Below are 21,675 nucleotides of genomic sequence, written 5' to 3' on the forward strand. Positions count from 1 at the left end.
TCGTGTTTGAGTGTATAGTAATTTTTTGCTCTTAAGAATGATAACCTTATTTGGGTTACAGGTTAGATTAAGAGTATGAGTGGTTAAAATTAGCAACTTAGCGGTAAAAGAAATAAAGCAAAAGATATCGAGGATTATTACAATCCCAACACCTCTTTAAGCGGTTTTAAATAACGACGGCTCACAGGCACCGAAACATCATTAATAAAAATAACATCAACACCGCCAGTTTGATTGAAACGAATTTCTTTAAGTTTTTTCAGATTAATCAGATATTGCCGATGACACCTAACAAGATCGGTTTTATCTTCGAGCGTTTTTAGTGTTAATTCAGTTAGGTACTCATTATTTTCTTGATTAAACACATAAATACCACTCATTTTAGAAGAGATATAAAACACATCATCAAAATTCAATAAATAAATTCGGTTATGCCCAACACATGGGACATATTTCAGCTTCTGATTAACGCCATCTAATTGATTAATATTCCCAGAAAAACAATGATTATGCAGACGATATAAGGTTTTATTTAACCGTTCTTGTTCAATAGGCTTAAGTAAATAATCAAAAGCTTGTTCTTCAAAAGCTTTAACCGCAAATTCACTGTAAGCTGTTAAAAAGACAATTCTTGGCATGGATTCAGGATCAAGCATTGATAACATTTCAATACCGTTTATTTTAGGCAATTGGATATCCAAAAATACGACATCAGGTTGAAGTCGATGAATATCTCGAATTGCCTCCATGGCATTATTACATTCCGCAACGATGCTAATTTCGGGATCGCTTTCAAGCAAGCAGCGCAAATTTTCACGAGCTGGTAATTCATCATCAACAATAATAACGTTTAACATTGAGTACTTACATCCTCTTGCAAAGGTAGTATCAGCATGACTTTGGTATATTCATCAGGTTTACATGCTATCTTTATACCATACTTTTCACCATAACGAATCTTAATTCTTTTATCAACTAAATTAAGCCCTAAGCCTTTGGTGTCTTTCTTATTTTCACGATAATGGCCTGCGCTATCAATTACCTCTAAAACCAACGATTGTTCAAACTTATAAGCACTGATAGTCACGCTACCATGACCAAGCAATTGAGATGTACCATGTTTAATGGCATTTTCAACAATCGGTTGTAACGAAAAAGCAGGTAGTTGTGCATATTCTAATTTTTGGGGAATATCGATTTTGATAGTCAACTGATCCATAAAACGCATTTTTTCAATTTGCAAATAGGCATTCACGTGCTCTATTTCATCTCTTAGTGTGACGATTTCTTCGGTTCGCTTTAAGTTTTTTCGGAAAAAGGTAGATAAATTTTGCACGAGTTGCGATGCCTGTGTTTTATCACGACGAATAACAGCCAGCAATGTATTTAAGGCATTAAATAAGAAGTGAGGATTAACTTGTGCATGTAATAGTTTTATTTCAGTTTTAGATAACAGTTGCCTATAGTGCTCATTTTGTCCTGCTAAGATCTGTGCAGATAATAAACTAGCAATTCCTTCTCCAAGAGTTCGATTGATTGAACTAAATAATGTGTTTTTTGCTTCATAAAGCTTGATCGTACCCACTACCGTATTGTTTTCTCCTCTTAGAGGAATAACGAGTGTCGATCCTAAACGGCAATTTTTATTTATTGAGCATTGATAAGGCTCATGAGCCCCATCAAGATATTGTACTTCATTCTTTTCGATGGCTTCTAAGGTACTATTAGATGTTATTAGTGTTCCTGGTAAATGATGATCATCACCAATACCTATGAAAGCCAATATCTTTTCCCTATCGGTAATTGCAACAGCGCCAATATCAAGTTCTCGATAAATAATTTCAGCCACTTTAGTACTATTTTGCTGATTAAAACCATCACGCAATAAACCTTCTGTACTGACAGCGATTTTTAGTGCTTTTGCTGAAAAGGCCGAAGTATAACGCTCAAAAATCGCTCGTCTATCAAGCAAAATTCGCATAAACATCGCAGAACCAATGCTATTGGCAACAATCATGGGTGCGGCAATGCTCCTAACAGCATGCAAGACTACGTCAAAAGGTCGTGAGATAAGTAACACCAAAATCATTTCGAGTGATTCAACTAATAAACCTAATACACCAACTAACAAAGGATTATAGATTAGATCAACTCGTCCCTTTTTCATTAACACATAATGTAGTAATCCACTAATTAGCCCAATTAAAATGGTAGATAACATACAACTTTCAGCGGTAATGCCACCTAAAGTATAACGATGAATACCGCCAGTTATCCCAACTAGCAGCCCAACGACGGGACCGCCAAGTAACCCACCTAAAATGGCACCAATAGCTCGTGTGTTGGCAATGGTATCCTCAATATGCAAGCCAAAATAACTCCCCATAATACAAAATAATGAAAAGATGCAATAACAGACTAATTTATGAGGCAAATGTACTGTCACTTGCATAAGGGGAATAACGATCGGCGTTTTACTTAGTAGATAAGCAATAACTAAATAAACGCACATTTGTTGAAGAAGTTGTAGGACAAGATCAAATTCAAACATAATACTTATCACATAATAAAACCGTCGACCAATGCCGACGGAAAATTAAAAATTTATTTATCAAGCAAAGTGAAAGTTTTCTTATCTTGTGTTGTTGAATCGGAACCAATAAACACATTAAATTTGCCAGGCTCTGCAACATATTGCATTTTGTCATTCCAGAATTTCAACATATCATATTTAATAACAAATTTTACTTCGCCTTTTTCATGCGGTTTTAAAGTAATATTTTCAAAACCAATCAACTCTTTAACAGGACGACTCACTGATGCGGTCACATCTTGCAAATAGAGCTGAACCGTCTGCATACCTTCTTTATTGCCAATATTTTCAACATTGACGTTAACAACAATTTCGCTATTTTTGTTCATTTCAACACTAGATAAAGAAAAGTCCAGCGCAAAATTAGTATAACTTAAACCAAAACCAAATGGGAATAATGGTTCATTTGGACTATCAAAATAGGAAGTCGTATATTTGCCCATATTTTCAGTACCACGTGGCCGTCCTGTATTTAAATAGCTGTAATAAACAGGAATTTGTCCGACATTATCAGGGAAAGACATCGGTAGCTTACCTGAAGGGTTATAATCACCAAATAACACATCAGCAATAGCATTACCGCCTTCTGTTCCTAAAAACCAAGTTTCAAGCATAGCATCAGCTTGCGTATATTCTTCAGATAATGTTAATGGACGCCCATTCATTAAGACAATAACCAATGGTTTGCCGGTTTTTTTAAGCGCTTTAAGCAACTTTTTTTGGCTCGCTTGTAAAGAGAGATCTGTTCGACTTGATGACTCATGCGCCATACCTTCGGCCTCACCCACAAACGCAACAACAACATCCGCTTTTTTAGCGATACCAACTGCTTCGGCAATCATTTGATCCGCTGGTCTATGATCAAATTTGGTGGTTTCTTCATATAAATTTAAAAAACGATATAAATTTGCATCATCAGAAAGATTAGCACCAAATGCATAACTAACTGATTTTGGGTTATTAACCGCTCTTTTAATGCCTTCTAATGGCGTTACCGCCAAATTAGCACGACCTGCTCCCGACCAACTGCCTAAAATATCTCGTTTTGAATCAGATAATGGACCAATGACTGCAATTTTCTTATTTTTAGATAAAGGTAGAATTTCATTGGCATTTTTTAATAACACAATGCTACGACGTGCCACATCGCGGGCTTCTTCGCGATGTAAACGATCGTCAGCAAACATGGTTTCAATATCTAATTTTGGATCTAATTTACGATAAGGATCACTAAACAATCCCATATCGTATTTAAGTTCAAGAACATGGCGACAGGCTCGATTAATTTCTTCTTCTGTAATAGCACCCTCTTTAACCAATTCAGGAATAAATTGTAAAAAGTATTCATCATTCATACTAATATCAATGCCCGCTTTAATCGCAACACGCACAGCATCTTTCGGATCACTAGCTACGCCATGATTAATCAGTTCACGAATCGCGCCATGATCGCTCACCACAACACCATCAAAATGCCACTGATTACGTAATACTTCGGTTAACAGCCAATGATTCGCAGTTGCCGGAATACCATTAACACTCACGAGCGAAACCATCACCGAGCGACTACCCGCATCGATTGCCGCTTTATAAGGCACAAGATATTCTTGGAACATTTTACGTTCGCTCATGTCCGTGCTGTTATATTCACGTCCGCCTTCAACAGCACCATAAAGTGCAAAATGCTTAACGGTAGTAACTAATGATTTTTTATCAGAAAGAGATTGTTTTTGCATTTTTTCAACAAAAATACGTCCAGCCTCTGAAGACAGATAAGGATCTTCACCAAATCCTTCTGACACACGCCCCCACCTTGGATCGCGCGTAATATCAACCATCGGTGCCCAAGTAATATTCAATCCATCCGAAGTTGCTTCGTCTGCCGAAACTTCAGCAGCTTTAGCTATCGCACTACGATCCCAAGTTGATGCAATACCTAAATTAATCGGAAACACGGTTCTATGACCATGAATAACATCAAACCCAAAATAAATAGGAATCTTATTAGGGGATTTTAAAGCACGTTCTTGCATTTGAGAAAGGTCAGGTTCAACTACAGTATTAAAAATACCGCCAATTTCACCTGCTTCGATTTGATCAAGTGCTTTACTCAATGTTAGATCACCGCCAACACTGACTAAACGCAGTTGCCCCACTTTTTCTTGGAGTGTCATTTTTGATAATAGATTATCAATAAAAACTCTCTTTTCTGCCTTTGTTTCACTATTAGGTTCTTGCGCAAACAAATGCATAGAAAAAATAAGAAAAAATAGAGATAGAGCTAATTTTTTCATCATAATAAGTATTGTTCAAATTAAGAAAACAGACATGTGAATAGCATAGCGTATCCGTACAAAAAAATCTCGCTTTTTACACTACTTATATTTATGTTTTAAAGCATTATAGCCTTTATTTTATAAACAACGATGCAAAAACAAAAAATAAACTTACATCTTCTTAAGATTATTTAAATTTCTTTACAAAATACAGGTGATTAGCTATTTGGAATAGGATAATATTGCCGACAAATATCGGCAATATTACTTGAAAAGAAAATCAATCTCTAAAATTAGTAAACTGGAATGGTTGACCAAATTCACCATTTTTGACTAAAGCCATAGTCGCTTGTAAATCATCGCGTGATTTACCTGTCACTCGAACTTGTTCACCTTGCACTTGAGCTTGTACTTTAATTTTACTGTCCTTAATAGCTTTCACGATTTTTTTAGCTAACTCTTTATCGATACCCTGCTTAAGTTTAACCGTAATACTATAAAACTTACCGCTGTGTTCCATTTCTTCAGGAATTTCAAGTGCACCACCATCAATACCTCGTTTAGCAAGTTTATCACGCAAAATATCAAGTAATTGTTGTACTTGGAAATCAGATTGGCTGGTTGCTTTGATCGTTTCATTCTTTTCATTTAACTCAAACGATGCTTCAACATTTTTAAAATCCCAACGGGTGGCTAGCTCTCGAGTTGCATTTTCAACACCATTTTTAACTTCTGGCATTTGGATTTCTGAAACGATATCAAAAGAAGGCATAAATTCTCCTCTTCTTCTAATGGTTATAAACTTAGTGGTTATAAACAAAAATTAACAAGTTAATAAATAAAATCATAACCGCCTAACAAGCTAGGCGGTTTTAAAACATAAAATTAATCAATCGTACGCAGTAATTCGTTAATGCCTACTTTACCTAAAGTCTTAGCATCTACTTTTTTCACAATAACTGCACAATAAAGGCTATATTTACCATCTTTCGTTGGCAAGTTTCCAGAAACAACCACAGAGCCTGCTGGTACACGGCCATAATGAACTTCGCCAGTTGCACGATCATAAATTTTAGTACTTTGGCCAATAAACACACCCATTGAAATGACGCTACCTTCTTCAACAATAACGCCTTCAACAATTTCACTACGTGCACCAATAAAGCAATTATCTTCAATAATCGTTGGATTAGCTTGTAACGGCTCTAAAACCCCTCCAATCCCCACGCCACCTGATAAATGAACATTTTTACCAATTTGCGCACAAGAACCAACAGTCACCCATGTATCAACCATCGTCCCTTCATCAACATAAGCACCAATATTAACATAAGATGGCATTAACACAGTATTGCGAGCAACATAAGCCCCTTTACGCGCTATAGCAGAAGGAACAACGCGAAAACCTTCTTGTTGGAATCTTGCTTCATCATATTCAGCAAATTTTAATGGTACTTTGTCATAATAGTTAGTCGCGCCACCATTAATCAATTGGTTTTCGTTAATACGGAAAGAGAGCAAAACAGCTTTTTTCAACCATTGGTGAGTCACCCAATCGCCATTGATTTTTTCTGCGACACGCATTTTACCGCTGTCTAATAAAGCGATACATTGGTTGATTGCATCACGAGTTACAGTATCGACATTTGATGGTGTAATTTCAGCACGGCGTTCAAATGCTGCTTCAATAATAGTTTGTAATTGTTGCATCTCTAATTTCCTTTAACTTATAAATCCGTTGGCAAAGAATAAATGAGTAAACAGTATAATATAATATTCCTCGCTTTTTAAGTGGTTTAATCAAAACACCACAATCAATATTTAATCAATCAAAAACAATCGAAATCTTAGTAAAGTCATAGGAAATTTACAAAAAATAGAAAAATAAAAACCTCAATAAAATCAATACCTTTCCTGACCACTTTTTGGATGCAATTTCATTGCTTTTTTACACAAAAACCACTCACAAAAAAAACACCTAAGGTTATGTTGTTTGTCTTATTCCGGCGTCAGAATGTGCCGACAATAGAGCGAGGTTAGCACGCCAAACAGGACGTTTGGCGAGTTTGTGGTGCGTCGGACAAATTTGTCTGGAACAAATTTGAACATCTGAGCACAGCGAAGATGGCCTCGTAGAGGCGAGTATCAGGATGATACGAGTAGTGCCGCAGGCCACATTCTGCAGCCAAGCGTGGGATTGCAAAGGGAATTCGCTTTAATTCCCTTTGCTCGGACGTGGTCACAGTAGCTATTTTATTCACCCAAGGTCAAAACGTCCGAAACCTTGCCGTACTATAAGGACTAAGATATAAAAACTAAGGTGTGGTGCAAACAGCCCAATAGCTGAAGCTAGCAAGGAAGTAGCTGACGCGACCGAAGGCCGGGCCGACATAGAAGCCATTAGCACCGACAGTGTCACTCGTCCAATAGGCGTCGTCGATGAAGCCCAAATCAGCGTAGCGGCTCATGCTGCCCCACTCAGAGAAAAAACCAGCCCCCATGTGACGCATGTAATGATCATCAAATGAGGATGGTAAGGAACCATCTATGCCATTTCGGCATGGGAAAGCAGGAAGCGCACCACACATCGCATTAGTTAAATCCTTAATCTGTGGCAAACGATAACCCAGACTTCCACACCAAGTGGATTGGTTAGACAAGGTATCCCGTTTATTACCCCGATTGACGAACCACTGCTTTAACACAAATCCATACCTCACCTCATGACCTCGACCATCCCTACCGACCAACTCAAATGTCTGTGGCAAAGATGGCACAATTAGAGAACTAGGACTATTTGAACTTATCTGAGCGCTATCAGCCCTAGGACCACTTAACGTTACGCGTGTTACATAACTTGATTTATCAGTAATCCAATTATCGGCTTGTTGTGTATATCCTTTTGGGTCTATGAATGTATCAGAACGCGGCCTTGTCCAACTCACCTCTGCCCTTATACTACCATTCGTGACAACAGACCACGTCAACTGACTTCCATCTGCTCCACCTATGTCCAAATCAAAATACGCCCCATCAGTACCCGTTGTAGGAAAATTTTGGTCATAAGATGATGAACTTATTGACTGAGTTAAAAAACCCTTTGTAGAAGACCATATGTTAGATGGGCCAGCATAGTCGATGTGGCCATAACGAAGATTCGGCCTTGCGTGACAAACAACAGGACCAGTAACACCATATGGATTGATATAATATGTCACCGTCTGACCATTAAAACTGGCTCTATTTGGAACCCCGTACTCTGTTTGTAAATAACCATCAGTACTACTTAAGGTTACCTTATAAGGAGCCTTACATATATCCAATGCATCACTACGATTAACAGTATTGCCATCCTTATCCACAAACGATACCGATATATCCCCTGTAGCAGTAACACCATTTATACCCTGTCCATCTCCATCATCATCTCCCCAATAATTATACCTAGTGATTAAATCACTTAAACTCACTGAATCCACTGATGATGGGATTACCATATCTATATCTCCCAAAGTACTTCCTGCATAAGGTAATCTTATTGGATCTGTAGCACTTGATGGATTAGTTGACGGTGTGTACCTTGTACCATCCCGCAACTTAATAAACAAGAAACTATCCGTTGAAGTTGTCCTTGTTTGACCACCGTCAAACGTTAAATATGGCGCACTACCCTCAATATACCTTGATGTAGACGCCGTTAATGCCATAGAGCACTGTGTATATGGCAACAAAAACAATGGCACGAAAAACAACAATAATTTAGTTAATCTAAATAATCTAAGTAAGTTTGATAATTTAGATAGAAAAAATAAGCACCTCGACCTCGGCGATAACCCTGCCGATAAACACGGAGACCTCGCCAAGCGCGATGAGCTTGATAACTTCGGTGATGAGAATAAGGACTGTATCTGATTTAGACTACAGCGAAATTGAAAAAGATTTAAGGCATAGGTTTGGCAGGCCAGATGCCAGATGCCATGCATGGTAACGCATTTCGATCATCCTGTCAAGTAAATTTTTGTTTTATTTATATTTTTTATAATTGACTGCCCAACTAATGAGCATTCCATTGCTTTTAAAGCGCTTAAATTATAACCGTTTGATTAATAATGCGCCAGTTTTTTGTTAAATATTTGTAAAGTTTTGCTAAGTTGATAAGGTTGAGCTTTTAATGGTGTGTTTTGCGAGGATAGTTTTGGTGGTGGTTTTTGGTAAAAAAAACAAAATAAAAACTTAAATAAAATCAATACCTTTCCTGACCACTTTTTGGCGTAATTTTTAAATAAACCTTTCATCAAAACAAAAAGAAAAGTATTAACGAAAAAAACACGATTTATTTGAGCAATGTATCACAAATCCAGAACAAAAAATAATCAATTGTTTTATTCAAATATACTCTACAACCATTGTGATATATACCAAGACAATATTATGCAAGATTTGGGATTTTCATTACTAGAATTGTTAATAACTATCTGCATTAGCGCTATTTTAGCCGCTATTGGCATTCAACATTGGAAAGAGCAACAACTTCGAAATGAGTTAGCATCCACAACTAAACAGTTGGCTTATTTTATCTACGAAGTTCAAATAAAAGCTTCAAGCAAAAATGAAAATTATATTATCCATCAATTTACATCACCTTGGTGCATCACAATTACTCACGATGAAAAACCCACTTCATGCAGTGAGGGCGTGCTTTATTTTATGAAACCAGACAATTCTGTTGAAATTAGTGAACTATCAAACAATAAAAACGCATTGATTGTAGGTCGCCGTAATTTAGCGCAAACAATGTCTTTTCAATTGCAAAATGAAATAGGCACCAGCAAGGTTCTTGTTTCATTACTTGGGCGAATTCGTTTTTGTGCAGAAAACACTTATATAGCAGGTTTACCACCATGTTAAAAACGTCTGGGTTTTCCTTATTTGAAATGCTTATTAGCGTAATTTTATCTAGCCTGATCGTTATGGGGATGACATCTTTTTATATTCAACTACAAACAAGTATCATGCAATATTACCAAAAAACACGCTTACAGCAGACTATTGACCTTGGATTAGCCGGCATGAAAAAAGATATAAAACGAGCAGGTTTTATTGCTAACGATCCAAAAAAAATGACCGCCAAAGCAATTGAAATTAATGAAAAGATAAAATGTATTATTATTCGATATGACAGTGAAATCCGCAATTCTTGGGTTTGGAACATAGAGACTCCCATGAAGTCAGATGTTTTTACCTACCGTTATAAAGAAAACAATATAGCTTATAGAACAGGGTCATTAAATTGTTTTGGAAACAAGTGGGAGAACTTATTTGATTCAAACGAAATCAAAGTCACCTACTTCGCAATAAAACAGCTACCTGATGCGATTAGATTATCAATTACGGCTGAATTGAGGAAAAACAAACAAATTCAATATCACACAACTGAAATCATCAAAAATGAAAACCGATTTTAACCCGCTCCCAGCACAGTCCGGATTTAGCACAATTATGATGGTGATTATTTTCATGGTTGTGGGATTGGTGCTACTAATTGGTTTCAATCTGCTTATTTGCTCGTGGCAAAAAGCCATCATAATGGAAAGCCAATATTATCAGCAATTTAATCAAGCTAATTCGTCTTTAACTTGGGGAATAACCCAAAATTGGCCAGCACCAAAAGCCCATTGGCATTGTTTAACCGAACCGACTTATCAACTAAAAGCATGCATAAAAAAGTCTTTATTAAAAGTTGATAAATATGTATTAGTCCGCGGCGAAGCCAAAGATGAAGACTTTTATTTATATACACTTGCACATTTTGATAATAATCGATTAATTGTCGAAAAAGGCCATTGGCTCGATTATTGCCCAGAAAAAAGGGCTATTTATTGTGAATAATAAAAATATAGCAGGCTTTAGTTTGATTGAGGTTATGATAGCAATACTTCTATTCTCAATTATTATGCTAGGATTTATTAACTATCAACAAGCATTACTCAATAAACATCGCTACTTTGCAAACTATTTGCGCGCCAATAAAATTGCTTTTCAGCTACTTGATAACTACCCCTATACTACCAATCTCATTATTCCTTCTGGTTGGCGTTATACGATCACCAGTAAAAGATATAATGCTCGGTGCAAAATGATGGAAATAACGGTTAGAGCACCCAACAAGCAGATCACCAAGCAGCAGCGTTTTTTTTGTGATACACATTGATGTTTAAGAATTAAATATCACTTAGTCACCTAACCAGTTATGCAAAAGTTGTAAAACTTGCTGCGTTTTTTCAAAATGAATATTGTGCCCAGCTCCTTCAACCACTTCAATTTTTGCATTAGGAAACTGTTCAAAGATAGCTGTATAAGCCTGATCGGTAATATAAGGTGAATTGCCACCGCGTATAAATAACGTCGGTTTTAACCAAGGTGAAATCGTTTGCCAATCGCAAATATGACCATACTGTTCGTTAATAGCCTGAATATTAAATAACCAATGTTCATTTTTAAACGATTTTAATAAAAAAAGAATAATTGCATCATTAATGCCTTCTTGTCGCATTAAATCCATGATCTGTTTTTTGTCGGTAATCTGGTTTGCAAGGCAATAAGTTAATACTCTTAGAATGATAACATTGGCTGAGCGCTGATATTTTATGGGAGCAATATCAATTACCACTGTGTTTTCGATCAAATCTGGGATCACTTGTGACAATTGCAAAGCAACCTTTCCTCCCATTGAGTGGCCAATTAAGATCAGCTTTTTTAATTGTAAATCATGACAAAGTTCAGCCACATCTTCAGCCATAGCCTGATAGTCCATTTTATCAGACCACGGCGAATTTCCATGGTTACGCAAATCAACCTGCACTGTTTGATGATGTTGTACAAAATCCTTTGCTAACATATTTAAATTATCTAAACTGCCAAATACGCCATGTAAAAACACAATCGGCTGTCCATCGCCCTGCAATTTATAGTTTAATTTCATACTTTAATTAGCCCCATTATTTTAAGTGGCACTATTATACGTCTATTTTCAATGTCATCACCGATTAATTCAATAACCATAATTTGTATAATTATGATAGAATTTAGCACTAATTTTTTAAAAAGTGTTAAGCCATATGTTTCAAAATAACCCATTACTTGCACAATTAAAACAAGAACTTCATGAACAAACTCCTCGCGTTGAAGGCATTGTTCGAGCTCATGAAAAAGGATTTGGTTTTTTAGATACCGATAATAAGAAAAGCTATTTCATCCCTGTTGCTAAAATGAAAACAGTTTGTCATGGCGATAAAGTCTCTGGGTCAATCATCACGAATAACGATAAAGAATCTTTTGATCCCGAATTATTAATCGAAGGTTCATTACAAAAATTCATTGGCAAAATAGGCTTTCAAGATCGTGCAATGGTTATTTACCTTGAAAACATGCCTGCTAATTTTGCTATTCGCTGCAAAATAAACGAGCAAGTGAATGAAAAACTAAAGGAAGGTGACTGGGTTGTTGCAACGCTGGTTTCTCACCCTTTACAAAAAGAAAGTAAACATTTCTTTGCCGAGGTGACTCGTTTTGTTGCTGACGGCAATTCACCCTATCAACTTTGGTTAAAAACCTTAGCACGCTATGATTTAGAAACCCATGCTCCACAAGCCGAAGCATTAACCATTATTGATGCAGAACTTGATAACCGTCAAGATTTAACCGATGTTCACTTTTTTACAATCGATAGTGAAAATACTGAAGATATGGACGATGCCATTGCGGTTTCTAAAGATGAACACGGCGATTATCAATTAATGGTTGCTATTGCTGACCCTACGGCTTATATATTACAAGATAGCGAACTTGATAATATTGCCAAAGCTAGGAATTTCACTACTTATTTACCTGATTTTAATATTCCAATGCTACCCAAAGCGCTTGCCAATGAACTATGCTCATTAAAGGCTAATGAAAAACGCCCTGCAATGATATGTAAAATGCGCATAGACAACGCCGGCAATATTATTGCTGATGATACGACCTTTATGCCTGCTTGGATCGAATCAAAAGCAAAGCTATCTTACAATAATGTTTCTGATTTTTTAGAAAATAATAGCGAATTAGCAACAAATGACTCTACAATTAAACAACAACTTATTTGGTTAGCTGACTTAGCTAAAATCCGCATCACATGGCGACAAACCCATGCATTGGTTTTTAAAGATAATGGTGATTATCGTTTTGAACTGGATGAGAACCGCCAAGTTAAATCCATAATTAAAGAGACTCGTCGAATCGCCAATCATATCGTAGAAGAGGTTATGGTTATCGCTAATCTCGCTTTAACTTTACAATTACAAACTAAAATTGGTTTTGGCATTTTTAATATTCATTCAGGTTTTGATAATAAATATATCGAACAAGCCATAAAATTTTTAAACGATAATGGAATAACTGAGTTTGATAAAGAGTTACTCTTATCTTTTGATGGTTATGTAAAATTGCGACGAATGATCGACAATGAACCATTTCTAGCCGCCAAACTTCGCAAGTTCCAAAGCCCTGCAGATTTTTCGACTGAACCACAACCACATTTTGGTTTAGGATTTGAAGCCTATGCAACATGGACATCACCAATACGCAAATATGGCGATATGGTCAACCACCGATTAATCAAAGCGTATATCCGTTCACAAGAGTTAATCTCGCCAGATAAAGAACAACTAAAAAGCATGAATGAAAGGCGTAAGATGTTACGCTTTGCTGAACGCGATATGGCTGAAAATCTTTATGCTCAATACTTATCAGATAAAATCGATGAAACTTACTCTGCTGAAATTATTGATATTAATCGTGGAGGAGCACGAGTTCGTTTATGTGATATAGGTGCTTTTGCTTTTGTACCACTGTCAATGATTCATTCTGTCAAAGAGGAAATCGCTCCCTTCCCAGAAGAAGGCGTTATCAAAATTAAAGGAGAAAACCGCTATAAACTTGCAGATATAATTTCCGTTGTTATTCACCAAATTAAAATCGAAAATAAATCAATCATTGCCAAATTTGCCGATGAAAATACGGAATGAAACAAGACTATTTTGGCCTGAATTTACTACTTACATCGTCTCTACTTGCCCCATTGTAAATAAGGGGCAAGTCAAACAAAAATTAACAATATTTTTTTAATCTTTCCCCCCTTTTTTTTATTAAAAATATCTGCTATCTTTCACTGCTCAAAATGACAAGTATTGATTTATAAATCAACAACAACTTGGGAGGCCCATAATGTCAATTCATGGACATGAAGTATTGCATATGATGGATGGAAACAATTACACAGAAGCTTCCTTACTTAACGCTATCAACGACAAGTTTGGTGTCGATGCAAAGTTTCATACTTGTTCTCAATCTGACATGAGTGCGGAACAACTCATCGCTTTTTTAAAAGCAAAAGGAAAATTTAAACCTTCTGTTACTCATGGATCTGAATTTACAGTAGATAATAAAAAAATATGTAAACACTAGAAAAAAGAAAACATATGATAGTGTGCTTTTTTATAAATTTAATTTAATCTGCTAGTGTTTTTAAAACAATAAGAGTATATAATTTTGCGTTGCAACAATAATCCATTATTACTAATAGCGCGATTAAATTAGCGGTACAGTTATTCACTTTAAAATACATACACTCAAGAATATGTCTATGGAATTTGATAAATGAAAATAAGTAAGATCCTTATATGCGCCATTGTTTCTATTCTTGTCGCAAGTTGTACTAAAAAAATTTCACCAACGAAAAGTAAAGAAGCGATTTCACAGGCAGAACAGGTATCTTTATTAAAAGAACAAACTGAAGCAAATAACCCTTACGTTATTGCAGCTAAAAATCAATTGCTTCAATTTATTGGTAGTAAAAACTTCGATAACTATATTACTAAACACGGCATTTTAAATTGTGAAGGTGATAATAACCAATCGTCTTGTGTATTGAGTTTTTATTTGAACGAGTATTATAAACTGAATTATGATATGAAACTCAAAAAAGTGATTGAAGAAAACCAAGCGCAACTTGATATTGAATTAAGCAAAATAACAGCAACTGAATCCAATATTAAAAATTATTGTCAATCCTCAGCAGATTTTATTGCAGCAATTTATACAAAAGATACAGCTAAAATAAACCAATATTTTCAACCAAAATTTAGAATGTCTGCGCAAGATATATTATCTTTACAAACAAAAATTTCCAAAGATAACTATTCTCAATTCCTGATCGAAGAAAATCCGAGTATTCTTCAAGAAATAAAAGTAGATTATGTTGAAAAGTGTTTGAATAATCCAAAAGATAATATTATCAATTACTTTAATATTTTTAGATAATAATGCGAGTCTTTATGTACAATTTATTACCCAATAATTCGTTTAATAAAATACTAATTTGCAAGGTGCTTTGTGTGGCTTGCGTTTCTTGCATTAGTTTTTCTTCATGGGCTTTTTCGTTTGATGATGTGGTTGCAAAAGCCGAAAAATTATCCAAAAAAGCTTATGTTCAGCCATCTAAAAACATTCCCAATGAATTGGCATCTTTACAATTTGCTGATTATCAGAAAATTCTATTTAATCATCAAAAAGCCTATTGGAGTGATCAAAAAAGTCGTTTCAAACTTGAGTTCTATCACGAGGGCATGTACTTTGATGTTCCAGTAAAAATCAATGAAATCGTCAATAATCAAGTTAACGAAATAAAATATGATCCAAGTTATTTTGATTTAAGCCCACTCAACCTTGATAAGATTAATAGTAAAGACCTTGGTTTTGCTGGTTTTAAAGTTCATTATCCAATTAATAACCCAACAAAAACTGACGATGAAATATTCTCAGCTCTAGGGGGCAGTTATTTTCGTGCAGTAGGTAAAGAACAGCACTATGGACTTTCCGCCAGAGGTCTTGCCATTGATACTGGCGAAATGTCAGGTGAAGAGTTTCCACGTTTTAAAGAGTATTGGATTGAAAGACCAGAAGCCAACCAAAAACATTTAGTCATCTATGCGTTACTTGACTCACCAAGTGTGGCAGGTGCTTATAAAATAACACTTGTACCAAGTGTTGATACCACAGTCACAGTGCAAGCGAAAGTCTTCTTCCGAGATTCAGTAAAAAAATTAGGCATTGCACCATTAACCAGTATGTTTTTATTTGGCCCAAACCAACCATCTCCTTTATTAAACTACCGCCCTGCAATGCATGATTCTAACGGACTATCTATTTTAGCCAACAATAATGAATGGATCTGGCGTCCATTAAATAATCCTAAGCGTTTATCATTTTCATCATATAGCTTAGAAAATCCGAAAGCTTTCGGTTTAATTCAACGCGATAACGGTTTTGAAGATTATCAAGATCTGGATGATCACTATGAAAAACGACCTAGCGTTTGGACTGAAATTTTAGGTGATTGGCACAAAGGACGCGTTGAATTAGTTGAAATCCCAACTGCTGATGAAACTAACGATAATATTGTTACTTTTTGGGTACCAGAAAAACAATATAAAGCTGGTGATGTGCTCGATATTAAATATCGATTACATTATTCATTAAATGAAAAACAACGCTATCCTAATGATGTAGCAAGAGCAGTGAGCTCTCGTTTATCGCTAGGCGATATAAAACAAGCTAATTTAATTCGTAAACTTGATGGTTCTAATGCATATGTCATCGACTTTGCTGGTCCTGAATTATCAGAAACAGCACCAGTCAAAGTGATTTCAAGCATGAGCAATGGCACTATCTTAAGTTCTGACGTGCAATACAATTCAGAAATTAAAGGCTGGCGAGTTATTGTTCGGTTTAACATTGAAGATAACAAAAAAGCAAGTGACATACGCGTACAACTAGCTTCTCAAGCAACCAATAAAGTCATTTCTGAAACATGGAGTGGGCAATATCCCGCACAATAATTATTATAATAATATGATAAAAATATGAAAAAAGATTACTTTGCAAATCTTTCTGACGCCGAAGTTTGGCGTCAGAAATCTGAAAACAATGCAATACCGCCAGACGATGTTGATTTTTTAAAATATCGTTTAAATCAAGTTGGTGATACCTCCTCTTTTATTGATGACCGAAGGCAACAGCCAAGTTATCCTGAAGTTGATCGTGTTTCGATTCAACCACAAATCTGGAATCAACGTTATACAGCCAAATCAAAACATGGCATAAATATTCTTGCCATCATTCGGCGCTTTATTATGTTTGTACTTATAACCATACAAACATATTATGGAACTACTTATCTTGCATCTTTATTACCTTATCAAAGTTGGCAAAAAATCAATTTTATGACAAATTGGGATATTAATCCTGAATTAGCTATTTACAGCATAATCCCTTATATTATCCAAGGTGCGATTATTATCTTATTTGCTATTTTGTTTTTCTGGATTTCGATTGGTTTTTGGACCAGTATTATGGGGCTAATATTAGCTGTAATGGGGAAAGATCGTTACACAATTCCTATTCCTAATGACCCTGCATCACATATTGATGCTAAGCATCGAACTGCACTTGTTATGCCAATTTGTAATGAAGATGTTGCTCGGGTATTTGCTGGATTACAGGCAACTTATCAGTCCCTCGTTGAAACAGGCCACGCCGCTTGCTGTGATTTCTATATTTTAAGTGATACCAATGATCCCGATCTTTATGTAAATGAACTTAAAGCATGGGCGGAATTTAATGCAGCAAAATCAAACAACGGTTGTAATATTTTTTATCGTCACCGCAAACGTCGAGTGAAACGTAAAAGCGGTAATATTGATGATTTTTGCCGCCGTTGGGGCCATCAATACGAATACATGATGATCCTTGATGCCGACAGTATTATGACCGGTGATTGTATCTTAAAAATGATTGCCATGATGGAAATGACTCCTAAAGCAGGCATTTTACAATCCCCGCCAAAATCCGTCAGAATGACTACGCTTTACGGACGTATTCAACAATTTGCTAACCAAATTTACAGCGATATCTTCTGTTCTGGCACACATTTTTGGCAACTAAGCGAAGCCCAATATTGGGGACACAATGCCATGATTCGCTTAAAACCTTTTATAGAACATTGCATTTTATCGCCACTTCAAAAACGTAAAGGACCAATTCATATTTTATCGCACGACCTAGTCGAAGCAACACTTATGCGTCGTGCCGGCTATGGCGTTTGGATTGCTTATAATATGAACGGCAGTTATGAAGAGCTACCCGGTAATATGATTGAAGATCTAAAACGCGATAATCGTTGGTGTATGGGCAACTTAATTAACCTAAGGTTAATTTTCAAAAGTGGTATCAAATTGACCCATCGCATCATGTTTGCAACTAGTGGTATGGCTTATATATCTTCATTATTGTGGCTGGTATTTTTAATATTCTCAACACTATTATTATTGGTGTTTAATATTTCAGAACCTCAATACTTCTTCCAACCTAACCAATTTTATCCAACTTGGCCAAGGTGGGATGAGCAATTAGCCATACAGCTACTCTCAACCACAATGGTTTTACTATTTGCACCTAAGTTTTTCAGCTATGGCATTATTATAGCCAGAACAGGGGCAAAAGATGTTGGTGGTATATTTAAATTAACCCTATCAATCTTTATTGAAATGATTTGGTCAATGATCTTAGCGCCAATACGCATGATCTTCCATAGTAAATTTGTACTTAGAGCATGGATGGGGAGCAAAATTCAATGGAAATCACCATCACGAAGTGACGATGCGTTAACATGGGGCGAATCATTTTATTTTTGTTGGCCACTATCGCTATTAGGTATTGTATGGCTAGGGATAATAATCTGGCTAAATCCACAATTTACTTACTGGTATATCGCAATATTAATACCTTTAAGCATTTCGCCTTTAGTAATTAGGATATCGGGACTTTCTAGCATCGGTATGAAAGCAAAAAAGGCAGGGTTATTTTTAACACCAGAAGAAACCCACCCTGCAAAAGCAATCACACTTACAGGTGAATATTTAGTTAAAACTGAAGCGGCATTTATTGAAAATGGCTTTATTATGGCGTTGGTCGATCCTGTATATAATGCACTTGCTTGTGCATTATCGACATCACGACATCGAGTAAATACTAAAAACCAACAAAAACGCCATGAGCTTATTGCGCAGTATAAACAAATAGATTTAGAAAAAATGAGTAAAGAAAAGCAGTTAGCGATTTTAGAAGATCCTATTATCCTTTCCGCATTACATCGTCATATATGGCAACAGCAAGAAAAATACGACAATCTATTCACTTTATGGCAAAATGAACGCCAGCAATAAAAATAGGGCTTTAGCCCTATTTTTGTTTTTTTAGTAAATAATCAAATTCCATGGATATTTTTTATGACTTGGCAACCTTCTGCATCTATCAATAATCTACTTAAGCGCGCAAAAATTGTTTCTCAAGTACGTCAATTTTTTGCCGACCGCTGTATTTTAGAGGTTGAAACACCTATATTAAGCCAATATGCAGTAACAGACGTGCATTTAAGCTCTTTCCACACTAAATTTTTAAAACCGGGGGAACTTGAAGGACAACAAGGGCGACAAATGTCATTAATTACTAGCCCTGAATATCACATGAAGCGCTTACTCGCTGCCGGCAGTGGTCCTATTTATCAATTATGTAAATGTTTTCGTAATCATGAAGAAGTTAGTCGTTATCATAACCCTGAATTTACCATGCTCGAATGGTATCGCATCCAATTTGATATGATGCAAATGATCAATGAAGTCGATGACTTACTGCAAACTGTTTTAGATTGTGAACCAGCTGAACGTATCTCTTATCAAAAGGTATTTCAACGTCATCTTAATATTGATCCTTTAGAAGCTGATCACGCAACCTTAGTTAATGCCGCAAACCAACTTGATATTGGGCTTAATACTGACAATTATGATAAAGATGGATTACTCCAATGCTTGTTCACTTTTGGTGTTGAACCGCATATTGGGCAAGATAAACCTATTGCAGTATTCCACTTTCCAGCATCACAAGCCGCATTAGCTGCCATTAGTTCAGAGGATCACCGAGTAGCGAGCCGTTTTGAGTTCTATTACAAAGGCGTTGAACTTGCTAATGGTTTTAAAGAACTTACCAATGCTCAAGAACAACGAATGCGTTTTGAACAAAATAATTTAGATCGCGCAAATCAAAACCTACCAGCTCAAAATATTGACATTGAGTTACTTGCTGCTATGGAAGCAGGCTTACCTGACTGTGCAGGTGTTGCGGTAGGATTAGATCGTTTAATTATGCTTGCTCTAGAGTGCAAAAGTTTAGATGAAGTGATGTCATTTACTTTTGAGAGGGCTTAATTATGTTCAATGATTTAGGATTAGCCGAATGGGTTGCGATTATTATTGGTATTGCCGCCTTAATTTTACTGGTGTTAACGATAAAATCTCAACTGACAATTAATAATTTACATCAACTATTTGATCTGCAACTGCTCCAAAAAAAAGAAGAAAACCAATCTTTAACAATTCAAGTAAGACAGCTGGAGCATGAATTAGATCAGTATCGACAACAAAATCTAGCGCAAAATGTCAAAATTAGTGAACTCAAAACGCGTTTAGAAGAAACGTTAAGTGCTACCCAAGAACGGCAAACGATATTAGAACAAAGTGAACAACGGCTCACGACTCAATTTGAAAACCTTGCCAATCGTATTTTTGAACAAAGTGGTAAAAAAATTGAGCAACAAAATAAACAAAGTCTTGATTTTTTACTTTCGCCGCTCAAAGAACAGCTAGAAGGTTTCAAAAAACAAGTACAAGATAGTTTTGGTCAAGAGGCCAAAGAACGCCACACACTCACGCACGAAATTCGTAACTTGCAACAGCTAAATCAGCAAATGAGCAAAGAAGCAACCAACTTAACCAATGCGCTAAAGGGCAATAACAAAACCCAAGGGAACTGGGGCGAATTTATCCTAAGCCAAATTCTAGATAATTCAGGATTACGTTCAGGTTATGAATATGAAACTCAAGTCAATTTAACGAACGAAAGTAATCAGCGATTACAACCCGATGTTATTGTTCATTTACCGCAGGGCGGGGACGTGGTTATTGATTCAAAAGTAACATTAGTTGCCTATGAGCGTCATTTTAATAGTGATGACGAAACAATTAAAGCGAAAGCGATGACCGAACATTTAGCTGCTGTTCGTAACCACTTAAAGCAACTCAGCCAAAAAGATTATCATAAACTCATTGGCATTAATTCATTAGATTATATTTTGATGTTTATTCCTGTCGAACCTGCATTTTTAAGCGCAATTGATAATGACCCCGCATTAATCAATGATGCCTTGAAAAGTAATATTATGATAGTCAGCCCAACCACATTGCTAGTTGCGTTACGGACAATTCATAATTTATGGCGATTTGAATATCAGAATCGTAATGCCGAGTTGATTGCGGATAGAGCAAGTAAACTGTACGACAAAATGCGCGGCTTTGTTGAAGATATGGAAAACCTAGGCAGTTGTTTAGACAAAGCACAACAGAATTATCAAAATTCCATGAACAAATTATCAAAAGGTCGTGGTAACGTAATTGGACAAATTGAACGATTCCGTGAAATGGGTATCGAAGTAAAAAAACCGATTAATCCAAACATCACCTTACTATCAATGGACGAATCAAATAACGAAGATGAACGTGAATCAACAAATTAGCTTATCGTTAAATCAAAGGTTAATACGCATTAACATCAATTGTTAGATTATAAATAAGCAAATACCATGATTCACGATTATTT

18 protein-coding genes are annotated in these 21,675 nt (G+C 36.0%); 11 read left to right on the forward strand and 7 right to left on the reverse strand.

The features are described from left to right. Positions 1 to 137: 137 nt before the first annotated feature. The 6 genes from btsR to GYX25_RS05200 all read right to left on the reverse strand — a co-directional run bounded on the left by btsR (position 138) and on the right by GYX25_RS05200 (position 8,852). A complete protein-coding gene (gene btsR / locus GYX25_RS05175; protein ID WP_091346005.1) occupies positions 138 to 857 on the reverse strand; it encodes a two-component system response regulator BtsR in 720 nt (239 codons plus the stop codon). Beyond that, positions 851 to 2,551, reverse strand: a complete 1,701-nt coding sequence (locus tag GYX25_RS05180) for a sensor histidine kinase (protein WP_091346006.1) — start codon at positions 2,549 to 2,551, stop codon at positions 851 to 853. Before GYX25_RS05180 ends, btsR begins: the two co-directional genes overlap by 7 nt. Positions 2,552 to 2,604: 53 nt before the next feature. Beyond that, positions 2,605 to 4,887, reverse strand: coding sequence for a beta-glucosidase BglX (gene bglX, locus GYX25_RS05185; RefSeq protein ID WP_446718914.1), 2,283 nt, complete (start codon positions 4,885 to 4,887; stop codon positions 2,605 to 2,607). Between the two features lie 262 nt (positions 4,888 to 5,149). Next, a complete protein-coding gene (locus tag GYX25_RS05190; RefSeq protein WP_091346008.1) occupies positions 5,150 to 5,641 on the reverse strand; it encodes a YajQ family cyclic di-GMP-binding protein in 492 nt (163 codons plus the stop codon). A gap of 113 nt (positions 5,642 to 5,754) precedes the next feature. Continuing rightward, positions 5,755 to 6,579, reverse strand: coding sequence for a 2,3,4,5-tetrahydropyridine-2,6-dicarboxylate N-succinyltransferase (dapD, locus tag GYX25_RS05195; RefSeq protein WP_091346009.1), 825 nt, complete (start codon positions 6,577 to 6,579; stop codon positions 5,755 to 5,757). Positions 6,580 to 7,184: 605 nt separating this feature from the next. Beyond that, positions 7,185 to 8,852, reverse strand: a complete 1,668-nt coding sequence (locus tag GYX25_RS05200) for a hypothetical protein (protein WP_174786875.1) — start codon at positions 8,850 to 8,852, stop codon at positions 7,185 to 7,187. A 448-nt stretch (positions 8,853 to 9,300) separates the two neighbouring features. Here GYX25_RS05200 and GYX25_RS05205 point away from each other — a divergent pair, with 448 nt between their 5' ends. The 4 genes from GYX25_RS05205 to GYX25_RS05220 are packed head-to-tail and all read left to right on the forward strand — an operon-like array spanning position 9,301 to position 11,080. Next, positions 9,301 to 9,777 carry a prepilin-type N-terminal cleavage/methylation domain-containing protein gene (locus GYX25_RS05205; protein ID WP_160403673.1) on the forward strand — a complete coding sequence of 159 codons (477 nt, stop codon included), beginning with the start codon at positions 9,301 to 9,303 and terminating at the stop codon, positions 9,775 to 9,777. Continuing rightward, positions 9,771 to 10,334: a prepilin peptidase-dependent protein gene (locus GYX25_RS05210; RefSeq protein WP_174786876.1), complete on the forward strand. Its 564-nt coding sequence runs from the start codon at positions 9,771 to 9,773 to the stop codon at positions 10,332 to 10,334. Before GYX25_RS05205 ends, GYX25_RS05210 begins: the two co-directional genes overlap by 7 nt. Further along, on the forward strand, positions 10,318 to 10,758 hold the full coding sequence (locus GYX25_RS05215) for a DUF2509 family protein (RefSeq protein ID WP_091346020.1): 441 nt from the start codon (positions 10,318 to 10,320) through the stop codon (positions 10,756 to 10,758). The genes GYX25_RS05210 and GYX25_RS05215 overlap by 17 nt, the downstream gene beginning before the upstream one ends. Then, on the forward strand, positions 10,751 to 11,080 hold the full coding sequence (locus GYX25_RS05220; RefSeq protein ID WP_167349269.1) for a type IV pilus modification PilV family protein: 330 nt from the start codon (positions 10,751 to 10,753) through the stop codon (positions 11,078 to 11,080). Before GYX25_RS05215 ends, GYX25_RS05220 begins: the two co-directional genes overlap by 8 nt. Positions 11,081 to 11,101: 21 nt before the next feature. On the opposite strand, the gene GYX25_RS05225 is transcribed toward GYX25_RS05220, so the two are convergent. Further along, positions 11,102 to 11,851 carry an alpha/beta fold hydrolase gene (locus GYX25_RS05225; RefSeq protein WP_091346024.1) on the reverse strand — a complete coding sequence of 250 codons (750 nt, stop codon included), beginning with the start codon at positions 11,849 to 11,851 and terminating at the stop codon, positions 11,102 to 11,104. 136 nt (positions 11,852 to 11,987) lie between these two features. On the opposite strand from GYX25_RS05225, the gene GYX25_RS05230 reads away from it, so the two are divergent. From GYX25_RS05230 to rmuC, 7 genes are all read left to right on the forward strand, one after another. Further along, a complete protein-coding gene (locus tag GYX25_RS05230; protein WP_174786877.1) occupies positions 11,988 to 13,934 on the forward strand; it encodes an exoribonuclease II in 1,947 nt (648 codons plus the stop codon). A gap of 199 nt (positions 13,935 to 14,133) precedes the next feature. Beyond that, positions 14,134 to 14,373 (forward strand): YecH family metal-binding protein, encoded by a 240-nt coding sequence (locus GYX25_RS05235; RefSeq protein WP_180214333.1) that lies wholly within the window; start codon positions 14,134 to 14,136, stop codon positions 14,371 to 14,373. 192 nt (positions 14,374 to 14,565) lie between these two features. Next, positions 14,566 to 15,228, forward strand: a complete 663-nt coding sequence (locus GYX25_RS05240) for a hypothetical protein (RefSeq protein ID WP_091346030.1) — start codon at positions 14,566 to 14,568, stop codon at positions 15,226 to 15,228. 14 nt (positions 15,229 to 15,242) lie between these two features. Next, positions 15,243 to 16,805: a glucan biosynthesis protein G gene (locus GYX25_RS05245; RefSeq protein ID WP_091346032.1), complete on the forward strand. Its 1,563-nt coding sequence runs from the start codon at positions 15,243 to 15,245 to the stop codon at positions 16,803 to 16,805. A gap of 24 nt (positions 16,806 to 16,829) precedes the next feature. After that, the gene (gene mdoH, locus GYX25_RS05250) at positions 16,830 to 19,190 is read left to right on the forward strand and encodes a glucans biosynthesis glucosyltransferase MdoH (protein ID WP_174786878.1); all 2,361 of its coding nucleotides are present in this window, start codon (positions 16,830 to 16,832) and stop codon (positions 19,188 to 19,190) included. Between the two features lie 63 nt (positions 19,191 to 19,253). After that, positions 19,254 to 20,228 carry an elongation factor P--(R)-beta-lysine ligase gene (gene epmA, locus GYX25_RS05255; RefSeq protein ID WP_091346036.1) on the forward strand — a complete coding sequence of 325 codons (975 nt, stop codon included), beginning with the start codon at positions 19,254 to 19,256 and terminating at the stop codon, positions 20,226 to 20,228. A 2-nt stretch (positions 20,229 to 20,230) separates the two neighbouring features. Next, the gene (gene rmuC, locus GYX25_RS05260) at positions 20,231 to 21,592 is read left to right on the forward strand and encodes a DNA recombination protein RmuC (RefSeq protein WP_174786879.1); all 1,362 of its coding nucleotides are present in this window, start codon (positions 20,231 to 20,233) and stop codon (positions 21,590 to 21,592) included. The last annotated feature ends 83 nt before the right edge of the window (positions 21,593 to 21,675 follow it).

Origin of the sequence: Gilliamella sp. ESL0254, assembly GCF_013344985.1 — a bacterium.
GTDB classification, from domain to species: Bacteria; Pseudomonadota; Gammaproteobacteria; order Enterobacterales; family Orbaceae; genus Gilliamella; species Gilliamella bombicola.